Genomic DNA, 15,694 nt, shown 5'->3' on the forward strand with positions numbered 1-15,694 from the left:
TGGGCTGCACCGAGAAGTGCAGCCCATTTTTTATGCCCTGAAGCTTTAACTCATTCCCTGAAAAATATGCCGCCGCCTCCTGACAATTATTGTACTTTTGTAGCGCCGCGTTCTAATACTATCGCTTTTTTTACAGTATCCTTATAAGCCCCAAATTATAACCTCAAAACATTCGCAGCATGAAACGATTGTTTTTAATACCCCTTTTCCTGTTAGTAGCTGTTATGCTATTATCTGCCATCCGCTATTATCGTTCTGCAAGAACCCCTGTAATTACTGCAGCGCCGGAAAGAGTGTACGCCTATTGCGCAGTGCCCGACAGGAGTTTCCTGGATGATATGACCGATTCCACCAAACCTTTTGCGCCCCACCTTGAGGGACTCGGCGATTATCATTGCGCCATAACTACCACTGTACCCGAGGCCCAGGCCTTCTTTGACCAGGGCATCCGCCTGTACTACGGTTTCAATCACCTGGAAGCTTACCGCGCTTTCGCAGAAGCGGCCCGCCTGGATCCTTCCTGTGCAATGAGCTACTGGGGGCAGGCCCTTACCCTGGGCCCGAATATCAATGCGCCTATGGACGCGTCAGACGAAGGCAGGGTAGTGGAAGCAGTGGGCAAGGCCTTGTCTTTGATGGACAACGCATCGCCCAAAGAAAAGGCCCTCATCAACGCGATCGCCAAACGCTATGTGGCGAATGCGCCGGCCGACAGGCGTCCGCTGGATGAAGCCTACGCCGCTGCCATGCGCGAAGTGCACCAGCAATTCCCGGAAGATCCTGATGTAGCCTCCCTCAGTGCAGAAGCTATCATGGACCTTCACCCATGGGACTACTGGCTGAAAGACGGTACGCCCCAGGCCTGGACGCCCGAGATACTCCAATTGCTGGAAGGTGTTTTATCTTCAATGGACAACCATCCCGGCGCTAATCACTTCTATATCCATGCCGTGGAAGCCTCTGCTGATCCGGCTAAAGCCATGGCCAGCGCTGATCGCCTGCGTACGCTGATGCCCAATGCAGGCCACCTGGTGCATATGCCTGCGCATATCTATATCCGTACAGGCAAGTACCATGAAGGTTCACTCACCAACCAGGCATCTATTAAAGCTGATCTGGCCTACCTTACGGAATGTCATTCGCAGGGCCTGTATGCGCTCATGTATCATCCGCATAACTATCATTTCCTCTGGGCCTGCGCTACCCTTGAAGGCCGCAGTGAAGTGGCCCTCCAGGCCGCCCGTGATCTGCAGGGCAAGTCAGACCGCTCCATGATGCTAAGCCCCTTTGGCTATATCATACAACAATTATATGCTACTCCCATCTTCGCCATGGTGCGTTTCGGAATGTATGATTCGCTTTTGCAAATGCCTGCGCCCAATAAAGACTGGAAATTTGTGACTGCCATGTGGCACTTTGGCCGCGGCGTGGCTTATGCACGTAAAGGTCAGCCGGCAGCAGCTTTGGCAGCAGCGGATGCTATTGCGGCTATTCGTAGTGACACCTCGCTTAAAAGCATAGAGATAGGCGCCCGCAACTCTTCCTACAACGTGATGGAAATTGCAGAAAAGATAGTACGAGGCGAGATGGCCGCCGCACAGAAAAACTATCCTGCCGCTATTGATATGCTCACCGCCGCCATGCAGCAGGAAGACCGCTTACTCTACAACGAGCCGGTAGACTGGCATCAGCCTGTGCGCGAAATACTGGGAGATGTACTGATACAAGCCGGGCAGCACGAGCTTGCAGCAAAGTATTACCAGGAAGACCTCCGGGCTTATCCGGAAAGCGGCTGGGCACTAATAGGTTTGTATAAAAGCCTGAAAGCGCAGGGCAAATCAGGCGAAGCTACCGCAGTGAAAAAGCGGTATGATAAGGCCTTTGAGAAGGCCGATGTGAAGTTGAGTGCGTCTAGGATATAGCAATCTTTCAGGATTTGATATAATCCCGGACAAAATGTTCAATTGCAACAGGAGGAAGAGATTTTATGTGATCCAGGCTGCTGTTAACGTCTGCTTCAGATCTGATCTCAAACGTTTGGTCTTGATATATCGAGCCATAAGCCCGTAATATGAAGATCTCACATACCACATAATCTAAGTCATCTTTGAGAGAAACATCAATCACGACACCGTAATCATCGTAGTCATCGTGATTCGGTGGGTCCGGGAGCAAATATTTCAATGAAGTACATGTTTCTATCTTTCACTGCCTTTGTCTCTTGTTTCACTGAACATTGCAAGCCTCTTAACTTCAATTCGTTCAAAATTTCAATATAACATGTATTCATTTCCGAGTGAAATATATCTAGCAATTGGCTCTTCTTCATAAATCAGATGGTTTACTTTTTCTTCGGAAGTTTTAACTCTCCTTCCCAGGCCTTCTTCAAAATTTTAGTTAGAAGGTGTGGCCCTCGCTTATTCTCCTTCAATGGCTCCTTTGTCGCGGCCCATTCATTTAAAGCTTTTTGGGTCCTCGGATTAACGCCGACGTGGCCATCAGCGGTTTTCTTTAATACAAATCCTAACGCCTTTAATTTTTTTACGCTGAATTTTTGAACCTTGCCACCTTCTCCCTGCGTAGCTTTTATTGGATCTGTAAACGTTGACCATCCTTGTTTAGGGCCGGGTTCTGTATCTTTTTGCCTCGGCGTAAAATTAACATCAGTATTTGGCCCGCCTCTGTAAATATACTCATCATCTGTATCCGTTTCATTTTCTTCAATATCCTGATAAGGCCTTTTCGTCGGATCAAACTGCCTCTGAGGATTAGCTTTGGGTTGAGGATCTTTTTGTGGCTGCGCCTGTTGTGCCGGTACAGAACTTTGATTAGAAACTTTTAAGAGAGGCCCATTTCGGGTTGTATAAGGTGTAGGTTGGATGGGCATCATATCAAAAGATGTCCAGTTAAAGGGAAGTTCCTGGGTCATTGTTCCACCCGGCCCTACTCGTACTGATGATAGTGCTGGCCCTGCTCCTTCCAGCGGACCAGCCTTTGTTCCGACATCCAGCCCGGTTTCAAGTAGATCTGCTGCACCCATCAACGGAGTGTTGAACCCAAATATGAACGGCTCAGCGCCATCAAGGTCAATTGCCCAAATTGGGGTATTGCCCGCAAATTGGAAGGGTGATAACCAGGGGAAATCAGGAGTAAGGGGATCTACACTCAAGAACTTTCCAATCCTTGGGTCATATACCCTCAGTCCATAGTCCTGTTGATTTCCTGTTCCTTTAACTTCGTTATCATTCTCTTTCCCGTTATACCCATATCTGTAATTATCGTCACCTTTAAATACCCTTCCCGGCTCTAGCATACCGAAAGGATAGTAGTCGGTTGCACTAATCACATCCGCATTATAGTATTCAACAGTCCCATCCGTGTTGTCGTCAACTCCCTTCTTTTTATCACTGACAATAGCCATTACATTGCTGCGGCGCTCTATCAGCTCATACGCTTTTTCGCCTCGTGTGTAACTAATGGTGTAAGCAAATCCGAGGCTGGGTAAGTATGATACTTCAAATCCTTTATTTCTGTAAAGATCAGCCAGCAGCATATCCACATATTTCCCTTGCGGCATACCCAGGTCGCTTATCTTCTGGTCTATTGCATGTTGTAGGCTTTGCAGATCTGCCATAAAATGCGCGAACTGCAGCCTTTCTTTTTTCCACGATACAGGCCTGTAGAGCCCTGAGTCCAGACTGCTCCACCATTCGGTATATTGTCTCTGGTTATCGGCTATCTGCTGCCATTGCATTTCGAGCCACCCGCGATACAAAAGGAATACATCCTCTTTTGCTTTCAAAAGAGAAGCATATTTGCCGGCTTTCAACGGTACGCTATCGAGTAAAACACCTGCCTCATCATATACAAAAAATTTATCCGGAGCATCTTTGTGCAATACTATTTTTGCCGCAGTGCTGAGTAGGTTCTGGTTATAATACTCGATACTTCCAGCCTTGGTGATCATTAATCCCCCAAGGTTTTTCCGGATATTGAATTCACTGGTGCTAATGGTTAACTGCCGGGGAGACCTGCTTTCAAATAATTGTAGTTGCAGGGCTGTTCGCTTCATAAGCTCTTCCATTGCCATAAGCTTCTGCAAGGTAGTCTGTGCTGACTTTACGGCCGATGAATTGAATATGACACGGTTATTATAGGAAGTGTCTTGTAACGCAGCCTTACCATTGAGCCGGTAAAAGAGCTCTGCATGCCCTAAGTAGAAAAGGCGCGTGTAGCAGTAACCCCGGTAATAAACAAAAGGATCAACAGCCCCCGAAACGATACGCTTGCATTCTTGATCGTTAAGTTGTACTGAATCAAAAGCGGCGCCGTGGCAGGTAAACCACTCCAGTAGCCCGGTGGCTTCATCTACGACAGCCATATTGACAAATCCGCCCTGGTCGTTCTTCCGCGTGAATATGTGTAGACCGGGTCGCTTCGCCGCTACTTGCCTTAAAATGGGATCTAAACTTTGGTTCAGCCATGCCTCAGTCTGGGCTTTTCCGTTCAAATGAAGAAGAAGGTAACACAACAGTGCAATCAGACGGGATAACTGTCTCATAGGTAAAAGATACTGGGTATAAAATTGTACTCAAAGTATAAAAATACTTGTGATTATACAAGCCAGTAAGGTACTTCAAAAATATGTTCAATCATTCTCCTTCCTGATCCCCAGCCGCTTCATCTTCGATTTTAAGGTAGACGGCGGAACATCCAGCATCTCTGCTGCTCCGCCGCTACCCCATATTTTGCCATTACATTTTTTCAGCACACTGATAATATAATCCCGCTCATTTTCATGAATGGTCTTTACCCTGATATCCTGCATATGCAACGATGGTAAAGAGATCTCCTCGATAATACTCCCTTTGGCAAGCAGCACGCTTCTTTCTATCAAATGCTCCAGTTCACGGATGTTGCCAGGCCAGCTGTAAGCCATCATGCTTTTCAATACCTTATCCGACAACCCTGTGATCCTTTTGCCGGAGCTGCGGCTGTAAATATTTATAAAGTGATGGGCGAGGGCAGGTATATCTTCTACCCGTTCTCTTAAGGAGGGTAATACGATGGGAAAAACATTCAGCCGGTAATACAGGTCAAGCCGGAAACGGCCATCACCCACATCCTTCTCGAGGTTCCTGTTGGTAGCAGCGATCACACGAACATCCACTTTAACAGATGACCTGCCCCCAACAGGCTCTATTTCCCTTTCCTGAAGCACACGTAACAATTTTACCTGCAGGTCTGGCGGCATTTCACCAATCTCATCCAGGAAGATGGTACCGCCATTGGCCTGCTCAAACTTGCCGGTTCTTTTGGCAATAGCGCCGGTAAAGGCGCCTTTTTCATGGCCGAATAATTCAGATTCGATCAGCGTGGCGGGCAATGTGGCGCAATTGACTTTCACCAATACTTTGCCTTTACGGGAGGACAGGTGATGGATGCAATCAGCGATCCTTTCCTTCCCGGTGCCGCTTTCTCCGGATATGAGCACGGTAGTGTCATAGGGAGCTACTTTTGAAATATGATCAAATACATTCAGCAATAGATGGCTGTTGCCGATGATGCCTTCGAAGGTTCCCGTCCAATTAAGCATACGATGCTTTTTTGTTTATGAATGGATCATAAAGAAAGCCATGGTTGACAGAAGGTGTGTATTAATCCGAAAAGTAATTTATCAATTTGTAATGCAGATGAATCACTGAATATCAATTGCGAAAAGCGTAAACCGTTTGTCTGGACTAAGGCGCCTACTTTTCGAAGATAGGGTGGTATTTAAAGTTAACATTTTATTTTCAAGTCTGCAAGTGATGCGCGCTCCGTTTTATTTCGCGGGTAACATATAGGGCTGCCGCGTTATTTCGCGGTAATGGCCTTTAACGTAAACACTAATCAGATGGTTCTGAGTTAGTTGCCGTAATGGCATGTAATTCGGGTGCTTTGCCGGATAGTATTAACCCTAAAAACGTACAAAATGGAACATATCTCTACGGTAAAAGATGATGCTTTCAAGAGAAGTTTTTTGGTGTTCAAACGCAATAAGTACATAACAGTGCCCACAGAAAATATTTTCCTTTTCTATGTTAAATATGAGTCCACCATTATCGTGTCTTTCGACAAAAGAGAGTACCCGGTGAATTATTCACTGGAGCAGATTCAGCATCTTGTACCAAAGCAGCAATTCTTCCGGCTGAACCGGCAATGCCTGATCAACTTCAGTGCAATAAAAGAAGTTGAACGGTATTTTACCCGCCGGCTGCTGGTGGTACCGGTGATCGCTTTTACCAACAAGCTGCTCGTATCCCGCGAAAAGGCCAGCAGCTTTTTAAACTGGCTGGAGAACAGGTAGCGCATCATGCCTGAAAGGGACGTGATGATGGCACCACGTCCTTTCAGGATCTTTATAATATGCCACGATCCGGTCAGCGCAATGATCTGAAGCCTGCACGGATATCTGCCACCAGGCGCTCGGGTTGTTCCCATGCAGCAAAGTGACCACCTTTATCCTGTTTGTTGTAGTAAATAAGGTTCGGATAAGCTTTCTCCGCCCAGCTTCTCGGCGCGGGGCAAAGATCGTCAGGAAAGGCACTCACCGCAACAGGGATCTTCACACCTTTAGGAACGAAAAATGCAAGCTTATTTTCCCAATAAAGACGTGCTGCAGACACGCCTGTATTGGTAAGCCAGAAAAGCGTAACATTGTCAAGCACATCATCGGGTGTAAGCCCCTCTTTTTTCCCTTCAAATGAACGTGCGATCAGTTCCAGGCTGCGGCGGTCATGATCAATCATGAAGGTGGCAAGGCCCACCGGTGAATCAGCTAATCCAACCAGGGTTTCGGGCCGGGTACCCATCAGGAAGGCGTAGTAAACGTCTTTATAGAAAGAGCTCAGTTGTTCATATATTTCTTTTTCTTCAACGGAAAGGCCAGACGGCGCTGGTTCCCCCGCAAAAGCCATGTTGTTGATGTCTGGCGGTATGGCGCCGGCCATGTTAGTATGAATACCGAGCAGGCCATCAGGCGCCTGTACGCCCATCATATCAGTAACGATCGCGCCCCAGTCGCCGCCCTGCGCCACAAATTTATCGTATCCGAGGCGCTGCATTAATGTTATCCAGGCGTTCGCGATGCGCTCAGGTCCCCAACCCGTTTTATCTGGCTTACCTGAAAATCCATAACCGGGCATAGAGGGCACCACTACATGAAATGCGTCAGCTGCACTTCCTCCATGTGCCGTGGGATCCGTCAGCGGATCGATGATCTTCAGTTGCTCGATCACCGACCCCGGCCATCCATGTGTAATGATCAGGGGTAGGGCATCCTCATGTTTGGAACGCACATGCATAAAATGAATATCCAACCCATCAATTTCTGTTATAAATTGCGGGTAGGCATTCATTTTCGCTTCCACTTTGCGCCAGTCATAGTCAGCGGCCCAATAGTGGGTAAGCGCTTCGATAGTGGCCAGCGGCACCCCCTGCGAGAAATCATTGACTGTTTCCTTATCTGGCAGGCGGGTGGCTACAATGCGGCGATGCAGGTCGTCAAGGTCAGCATCGGGAATATGTACTTCGAAGGGGCGGATGGCTTCCGTAGTGCCGATGGAAGGGGCTACGGCGCTTTCACTCTTTTTCATGGTGTAGATTTTTAGCGTTTGGGATTATTTGCTCCTGTAAAAGTATCTCAGGTAGCAAGTCTCAGCCAAGTAGTGAACAGCCCGGGCGTGCCAGGTACCCCTTGAAGCAGCCATTTCTAAGGGGCAAATGAATAGTTACAATAGCGGTTATATATTGAATACGTAACGATATAGTAACTCTTTAAAGAATTACTATATCGTTACTATATCGTTGCTATATCGTTACTATATCCGGGAGTGTAAGTGCTATTGTGTAGTCCTAAAATAGCTATACAGGTGTAAGTGTTATAAATGTTCGAGTACGGTGGGGTAAGCCATTTTGAACCAGTAGGTAAACCGTTCAGGGGTTTCCCGTATCTGCCGGCTGATCTCCTGTAATGAAAAGAACCCGTATTCGGCTACCTCTTCCATATCCGGCACTATATCGCCGTCAAAGGTGCCCAGGAATACATGATCATATTCATGCTCTATCAGCCCGTTATCAAAGGTAGCATGATAAGTAAAGGTAAATATTTTCTGCAGCTGGCAGTCAAATCCCATCTCCTCCTGCAGGCGCCGGTGGGCGGCATCCTGTACTTCCTCTCCCGGGGCGGGATGGCTGCAGCATGCATTTGTCCAGAGCCCGCCGGAATGATACTTGTGGCTGGCCCGCCGGTGCAGCAGCATTTCGCCACGGCTGTTGATCACGAAAACAGAAAAAGCCCGGTGTAAAAGCCCTTTTTGATGCGCTTCCAGTTTTTCCATCGTGGCCAGCGCTTCATCTTGCTCGTTTACCAGGATAATGTGGTTAGATCTCATATACTAAAGGGTATTGAGGGAAAATGGGTATCGTTCCTAAGATAGGAATTTATGCCCATATGAGCAAAATAACTATAGCAGGGCATCATGCAGGATCTCCACCGGGTGCAACGCCTTTTTACCGGTACCGTCTTTCACCTGGTGACGACAGCTGGTGCCCGGAGCCGCAATGATCGTATCCGCAGCTGCATCGCGCACCGCCGGGAACAATACCATTTCACCGATCTGCATGGAGAGGTCATAGTGCTCTTTCTCATAGCCGAAAGAACCTGCCATGCCACAGCAACCGGAGGGGATCACCTCTACGGTATACTGCTCCGGTAAGGACAGTATTTTCTTGCTGTGCAAGGAAGAAGACAGGGCCTTCTGCTGGCAATGCCCATGCAGCTTGATATGGCGTTTTGCTGTGCTGAACTGCTCCTTGCGGATCTTGCCCTGGTCGGCCGCATTGGCCAGGAACTCGTCTACCAGGTACACGTGCTGAGCCAGTTCCCTCGCAGCGCTGCGCAGCTCATCCCGTACCAGGTCGGGGTATTCATCCCGGAAGCTGAGGATCGCTGAAGGTTCAACACCCAGCAGGGGCACGTTTTCATTAATGATGTCTTTGAAGATGCGCACATTCTGTTCTGCTTTCTCGCGCGCTTTGCGGAGCAGGCCTTTAGACATTAGTGCCCTGGCGCTTTCGGGGTGCTCTATCATCCTCACTTCAAAGCCTAAACGGTGCAGTAGCTGTACGGCTTTTATGCCTACAGCAGTATCGTTGTAATTGGTGAATTCGTCGCAGAAAAGGTATACTACCGGTGCGCCTGCCGCCAAAGGCGTACGTTCTGCCGGCCATTTTTTACGGAACCAGCTTTTCAGCGTGGTACGGTACAGGCCCGGTAAAGAACGCTTGTTGGCAAAGCCGGAGAACTTTTTGATAAGGCTGCCGGTGGTCTTGTTCTCCACCAGCCAGTTATAGATGCCGGGGGCGATGGATGCCAGCTTATTCAACGCAACATAATTGGTGATCATCTTCACACGGAAGGGCACCCCGTTGGCGTCATGGTAATGTTGCAGGAACTCCATCTTCAGTTTGGCCATGTCTACGTTGGAAGGGCACTCTGATTTACAGCCTTTGCAAGCCAGGCAGAGGTCCAGCACATCATAGATCTCATCATGGTCAAAGCGGTTCTCCTTCTGGGAATGTGTGAGGAATTCGCGCAGGATGTTAGCCCTGGCGCGGGTAGTATCCTTTTCATTCCGGGTAGCCATGTAGCTGGGGCACATGGTGCCGCCGCTCAGATGTGTCTTACGGCAGTCGCCGGAGCCGTTGCACTGTTCTGCGTGCTGCAGGATGGTCTGGTCCGGGAAGTGAAAGATGGTGGAGATGGGAGCTACCTGCTGCCCGGGCTCATAGCGCAGCATACTGTTCATAGACGGCGTGTCTACGATCTTGTGCGGGTTGAAGATGTTTTCCGGGTCCCAGGTATATTTTACCTGGCGCAGCAGCTCATAGTTCTTTTCGCCGATCATCTGGCGGATAAACTCGCCCCTGAGGCGGCCGTCTCCATGCTCGCCGCTCAGTGAGCCCTGGTATTTCTTTACCAGTGTGGCTATTTCTTCGGCTATTTTACGGAACAGGCGGTTGCCTTCTTCCGTTTTCAGGTTGATGATCGGCCTGAGATGGATCTCCCCGCTGCCCGCATGGGCGTAGTGGACGGAGTACAGATCGTATTTCTTCAGGATCTCGTTAAAGTCGCGTATGTAGGCTGGCAGATCTTCCACATCCACGGCGGTATCTTCTATCACGGGCACTGCTTTTTCATCGCCGGGCAGGTTGGCCAGCAGCCCCAGGCCGGCTTTACGCAGGGTCCATACCTTTTTGGTATCATCGCCAAAGAGGAGGGGGAAGTGGTATCCCAGTCCGGCGGCCTGCAATTCCTGCTGCAGCTGTCCGGCAATGGTTTTGATATCCTCGCGGTTGTCGCGCAGGAATTCTACTACCAGTATAGCGCCGGGATCGCCCTGTACAAAGAAGCGGTTCTTGTTTTGTTCAATATTGTCTTTGGTACACTCTAATATATAATGGTCTATCAGTTCGCTGGCGCTGGGCTTATAGCGCATGGCGATTACGTTGGCGCGCAGCGACTCGTCAATGCTGTTGAAGTGGATGCATAGCAGGCCGGTTTCTTTGGGCGGCAGCGGTACGATGTTGAGCTTGATCTCTGTCAGGAAGGCCAGGGTACCTTCAGAACCGGCGATCAGGCTGCAGAAGTTAAAATTAGGTGCACCGGCGGTAAAGGGCGCTGTTTCCAGCAGCATATCCACGGCATAACCGGTATTACGGCGGGCAATGCTCTTTTTAGGAAATTCGCGGCGGATCTCTTCCTGGTTGGCATGGTTGCCCAGCAGGGTTCTGATATGTTTATATACACGTGTTTCCATACTGCCGTCCGTACGTTCGCAACGGGCATGGAACTCGTCAGGTGTCAGGGAGTGGAATACGGCTTCGCTGCCATCGCTGAGCAGGGCCTTTACTTCCAGCAGGTGTTCACGGGTGCTGCCATATACAACGGAGTTGGAGCCGCAGGAGTTATTGCCTACCATGCCGCCTATCATGGCGCGGTTGGCAGTAGAGGTCTCCGGGCCAAAGTAAAAGCCGTGCGGCTTCAGGAAGAGGTTCAGCTCGTCCCTGATTACGCCGGGCTGCACACGTACCCAGCGCTCTTCTTTATTGATCTCCAGGATGCGGGTAAAGGTTCTCGACACATCCACGATGATGCCGTTGCCTACTACTTGTCCGGCCAGCGAAGTACCGGCCGTACGTGGTATCAGGGAGGTTTTGTTTTCCCTGGCAAAGGCAATGAGCCGTTTGATATCCCCCTCATGAGCCGGTATCGCTACTGCCAGCGGCATTTCGCGGTAGGCCGACGCATCGGTGGCGTATAACGTGCGCATGGTATCGTCATCGTAAAGGGTGCCCTCTAATTCCAGGGCCAGTTGCCGGAGCTTTTCACGCATATAAGATCAGATCTAACCGTTTTCCGGGGCGAAATTAGCATGAGATTTATTAAATGTCAAAGATCAGCCGTCATACCACTGTTTGTTTTTAAGCAGTATAGCAGCAAATTTGTATAAAGGATTCATTAACAGCCTATTTTGCGGCTTTCTTTGCGGGCTTGCCGGCTGTTGTTTTCGCAGTTTGCTTCACCGCTGCCTTTGCGGGCGCTTTCACCGCAGCTTTTGCAGGCGCTTTCACCGCAGTTTTCGGAGGCGCTTTCACGGCCGCCTTTGCCGGTTTGGCGGCCACCTTCGCAGGTTTTTTTACCGGCGCTGTTGCTGCTACAAATTGCGGCCGCATCACTTCTACACCGCATACTGCTTTGATCTTGTCTGCCAGGTATACCGACAGTTCCGGAGAATAGGCCTCATCATGCATATGCATGAAAAAGTATAATTCCTTCAGGCCTTGTTGCAGCCAGTAGTGGATCCGGTTCACCCAGTCGTCTATACGGGTATAGTCTGTTGGGTGCAGGCTGTTGCCCACAAAGCGGATGAAGGCCTTGGGCACGGTCAGCTCCATATGTGCGCAGTCGCGCCGCCCGGCTGTATCGGTAATAATGAAACCTACCTTCAGCTTTTGCAGGGTATGCAGCAGTTCCAGCCTCACTGCTTCATCGCTGAACCAGTCCGGGTGCCTTACTTCCACGAAGAACTGGAGGTCCTTAGGCAGGGTGGCCAGGTACTCAAAAAGCGCGTCCTTGCGCCTGGGAGAGAAGCGGTCGCTTACCTGCAGGAAGATAGGGCCAAGCTGTTCTTCAAAGGCCAGCACCCCTTCCAGGAAGGAGGTGGTCAGCTGCCCGGCATTGGTCAGCTGGCTGTAGTGACTGATAGCTTGCGAGACTTTTGGACAGAACTTAAAACCGGCCTGGCCTTTTGCTTTCTCGCCCCATTTACGGATGGTCTCCGGTCCATACACCTGATAATGGGTGGCGTTCAGCTCAATGCTGTTGTAATGTTTTACGTACTCGTCCAGGAAATTGGCTTCTTTGGTGCCCTGGGGATAGATCTTACCGATCCATTCTTTACGGCCCCATTTGGCGCAGCCCAGGTAGATCTTTGGCTGTTTGGCAGCCGGTCCTTTGAGGACTTTTTTATTAAGTACAGGCTCTGCCGGAAGTTTGAAGTCTATTTCGTCCAGCAGGGGAGTGTCTACACGTCCGAAATCCATGACAATCAGGTTTAATAGTTTGAAGTTTGATGTTTGAAGTTAGTTAAAAGTTGAAAGTTAAAGGCAAGTAGTCTTTATCAGGATGGCTTGCCTTGAACCTTGAACCTCCAACGAACCTCAAACTTCAAACTTCAAACCTCAAACTTCAAAAGTTCGTGACTTCAAACTAAAAATTAATTTCGATTGTTCTTTGTTTATTCAGTTTTTCTAAGGTAACTTAAAAGTATCTATTTAATTGTTTAGCATGGAAGTATTGCACGTTAGCGCGGAATGTTACCCGGTAGCCAAGGTAGGAGGATTAGGTGATGTTGTGGGCGCCCTGCCCAAATATCAGTTCCAGGCAGGATGTATCGCCAAGGTAGTGATCCCGGCCTATAAGACCCGCTTCTTTGAAACGCATGAATTTGATATTGTGCACCAGGCCGGCATGTGGCTGGGGCACCAGTGGTACCACTTTAACGTGTGGAAAGAGAAAAGCAACGTATTGGGCTTTGATCTGTACCTGCTGGATATTCCCGGGCTGCTGGACAAAGAACGCGTATATGGTCACTACAACGATACAGAAAGGTTCCTGGGCTTTCAGATAGCCGTGCTGGACTGGCTGAACGAATGGCAGCACCACCCAAATGTGATACACTGCCACGATCACCATACCGGCCTGATCCCCTTCCTGATGAGTTATGGTTATAAGTACGGACGGCTAAGGGACATCGCTTCCGTTATTACCATCCACAATGCCCAGTACCAGGGCCAGTTTGGTTGGGACCGTCAATACCTGCTCCCTTCCTTCGATCTCTGGAAATCCGGTCTGCTGGACTGGAACGGGGCCATTAACCCGCTGGCTGCAGCCATCAAATGCGCCTGGCGGGTGACCACCGTATCGCCGAGCTATATGGAGGAGCTGTATACATCCGCTAACGGGCTCGAGAGCCTCCTCAGTCATGAGCGTGGCAAAGCAGTGGGCATCCTCAACGGCATTGACACCCAGGTATGGGACCCCGCCACAGATCCGATGCTGCCGGCTAACTATGATGTACATACGTACGTTGCCGGTAAGGCTGAAAATAAAGCCGCCCTTTGCAAAGAATTTGGGCTCGACCCCAAGCTGCCGCTTGTTTCCTTTATAGGCAGACTGGTGATAGAAAAAGGAGCGGATCTTCTTCCTGAAATTATCGGACGCTCCCTCTATGAGCTCTCCGGCCGTGTTAACTTTATGCTCCTGGGTAGCGGGGACCCTCATGTGGAATGGTCTCTACAACAAACGCGACATTATGCCCCCGCACACTTTAATGTTCAGATAGGATACAACGAAGCACTTTCACATAGGATATATGCCGCCAGCGATTTTCTCCTGATGCCCTCCCGCGTAGAGCCATGCGGCCTTAATCAGCTGTATTCCCTCCGCTACGGTACCATCCCCATTGTACGCAGCGTAGGCGGTTTAAAAGATACCGTAACAGATATTGGTGATGAAAATGGTTTTGGCATACGTTTTATACATGCTGTAGGGTGGGACGCCTGCAGGGCAATAGGCCGGGCAGTCGCCTTATACGAAGACCAGGAAGTAACCATGCAGCACATACGGCAATACAGCATGCAGCTGGATCACTCATGGGATACAGCAGCAGCACACTACCTCAGCCTTTACCAGTCGATTGCGATCGTCCCGTAATACTATGCACGCCACAAATATTAACTCATGAAAAATTGATCTAACATATGTCCAATGCAATCATTTCACTCATACTGGGTGGAGGCGCAGGTACACGCCTGTATCCATTAACCCGCCGTCGTTCTAAACCGGCCGTGCCCCTGGCTGGTAAATACCGGCTGGTAGATATCCCTATTTCCAACTGCCTGAATGCAGATATGAACCGCATATTTGTGCTCACGCAGTACAACTCGGCTTCGTTGAACAAGCATATAAAAAATACCTACCACTTCAGCCATTTCAGTAAAGCTTTTGTAGACATACTGGCAGCAGAACAAACCCCCGATAACCCTACCTGGTATCAGGGCACCGCGGATGCAGTGAGGCAATGTCTCCATCATATTGATAACTTCGAGTTTGATTATGTGCTCATCCTTTCCGGCGACCAGCTCTACCAGATGGACTTCCGGGAAATGCTCCAGTTCCACATAGAGAAAGAAGCAGAGGTCACTATCGCTACCATACCGGTCAGCGCAAAAGACGCCTCTGATTTCGGCATCCTGAAAACAGATGAAAATTCCTTCATCACTTCTTTTACAGAAAAACCGAAACAGGAACAGCTGGGTCCCTGGTCTTCTGCCGTTAGCCATGAAATGGAAGCAGAAGGCCGTATCTACCTTGCCAGCATGGGTATTTACCTGTTCAGCCGTAAAGTGCTGTACGATCTGCTTAACGGACAGGAAGCCTCTACCGACTTCGGTAAGGAGCTGATCCCATACGCCATCAACGCGGAATATAAGGTGATCAGCTACCAGTATGAAGGCTATTGGACAGATATCGGGAACATCTGCTCTTTCTGGGAAGCCAACATTGGTCTGACAGATGACATTCCTAAATTTAACCTGTTTGATGAGACCAAGACCATCTTCTCCCGCGCCCGCATGCTGCCACCGGCTAAAATTTCGGCCACCCTTAAAAGGGCCATTATTGCAGACGGGTGTATCATCCTCGACAGTGTGCTGGAAAGATGCGTAGTGGGCATCCGTACCCGTATAGGGAAGGGCTCGGTGATTACTAACTGCTATATAATGGGGAGTGATTTCTACCAAACTTTGGAAGATCTTGAAAAAGCCAAGTCCAAAGGACATCCGCCTATGGGCATCGGCGACAACTGCGAGATCAGGAACGCTATTATCGATAAGAACTGTAGTATCGGCAATGGCGTGAAGATCAACGTCGGTGAACGCCTGCCAGACGGCGAGCACGAAAAATATACCGTCAAGGATGGGATCGTCGTGATAAAAAAAGGTATGGTATTGGAGGATGGATTCGTGATTTAAATGTTTGATGGTTTGTAAGTTTGAGAGTTTGACACGTTTGCGAACGTTTTAAACT

10 protein-coding genes are annotated in these 15,694 nt (G+C 49.2%); 4 read left to right on the forward strand and 6 right to left on the reverse strand.

The features are described from left to right. Positions 1-179 precede the first annotated feature (179 nt). Positions 180-1,922 carry a tetratricopeptide repeat protein gene (locus ACR9Y8_RS29040; protein WP_481216810.1) on the forward strand — a complete coding sequence of 581 codons (1,743 nt, stop codon included), beginning with the start codon at positions 180-182 and terminating at the stop codon, positions 1,920-1,922. Positions 1,923-2,341: 419 nt separating this feature from the next. Here ACR9Y8_RS29040 and ACR9Y8_RS29045 read toward each other — a convergent pair whose 3' ends face one another. Together ACR9Y8_RS29045 and ACR9Y8_RS29050 are read right to left on the reverse strand one after the other, a co-directional pair. Continuing rightward, positions 2,342-4,561, reverse strand: coding sequence for an RHS repeat domain-containing protein (locus tag ACR9Y8_RS29045; protein ID WP_481216811.1), 2,220 nt, complete (start codon positions 4,559-4,561; stop codon positions 2,342-2,344). Between the two features lie 87 nt (positions 4,562-4,648). After that, positions 4,649-5,596 (reverse strand): sigma-54 interaction domain-containing protein, encoded by a 948-nt coding sequence (locus ACR9Y8_RS29050; RefSeq protein ID WP_481216812.1) that lies wholly within the window; start codon positions 5,594-5,596, stop codon positions 4,649-4,651. A gap of 378 nt (positions 5,597-5,974) precedes the next feature. Between ACR9Y8_RS29050 and ACR9Y8_RS29055 the strand changes: the two genes are divergently transcribed. Continuing rightward, entirely contained in the window at positions 5,975-6,349 is a 375-nt protein-coding gene (locus ACR9Y8_RS29055) for a LytR/AlgR family response regulator transcription factor (protein WP_481216813.1), read from the forward strand. Between the two features lie 73 nt (positions 6,350-6,422). Here the strand turns inward: ACR9Y8_RS29055 and ACR9Y8_RS29060 are convergent, their stop codons facing one another. From ACR9Y8_RS29060 to ACR9Y8_RS29075, 4 genes are all read right to left on the reverse strand, one after another. Continuing rightward, positions 6,423-7,637: an epoxide hydrolase family protein gene (locus ACR9Y8_RS29060; protein ID WP_481216814.1), complete on the reverse strand. Its 1,215-nt coding sequence runs from the start codon at positions 7,635-7,637 to the stop codon at positions 6,423-6,425. A 285-nt stretch (positions 7,638-7,922) separates the two neighbouring features. Then, entirely contained in the window at positions 7,923-8,435 is a 513-nt protein-coding gene (gene idi, locus ACR9Y8_RS29065) for an isopentenyl-diphosphate Delta-isomerase (protein ID WP_481216815.1), read from the reverse strand. A 72-nt stretch (positions 8,436-8,507) separates the two neighbouring features. Further along, entirely contained in the window at positions 8,508-11,438 is a 2,931-nt protein-coding gene (locus ACR9Y8_RS29070) for an FAD-binding and (Fe-S)-binding domain-containing protein (protein WP_481216816.1), read from the reverse strand. Between the two features lie 133 nt (positions 11,439-11,571). After that, complete coding sequence (locus ACR9Y8_RS29075) at positions 11,572-12,648, reverse strand: DUF72 domain-containing protein (RefSeq protein WP_481216817.1); 1,077 nt, start codon at positions 12,646-12,648, stop codon at positions 11,572-11,574. Positions 12,649-12,892: 244 nt separating this feature from the next. Between ACR9Y8_RS29075 and ACR9Y8_RS29080 the strand changes: the two genes are divergently transcribed. After that, positions 12,893-14,320 (forward strand): glycogen synthase, encoded by a 1,428-nt coding sequence (locus tag ACR9Y8_RS29080; RefSeq protein WP_481216818.1) that lies wholly within the window; start codon positions 12,893-12,895, stop codon positions 14,318-14,320. 47 nt (positions 14,321-14,367) lie between these two features. Continuing rightward, the gene (locus ACR9Y8_RS29085) at positions 14,368-15,639 is read left to right on the forward strand and encodes a glucose-1-phosphate adenylyltransferase (protein WP_481216819.1); all 1,272 of its coding nucleotides are present in this window, start codon (positions 14,368-14,370) and stop codon (positions 15,637-15,639) included. The last annotated feature ends 55 nt before the right edge of the window (positions 15,640-15,694 follow it).

It is taken from the genome of Chitinophaga sp. SVR4-12A, assembly GCF_056754765.1.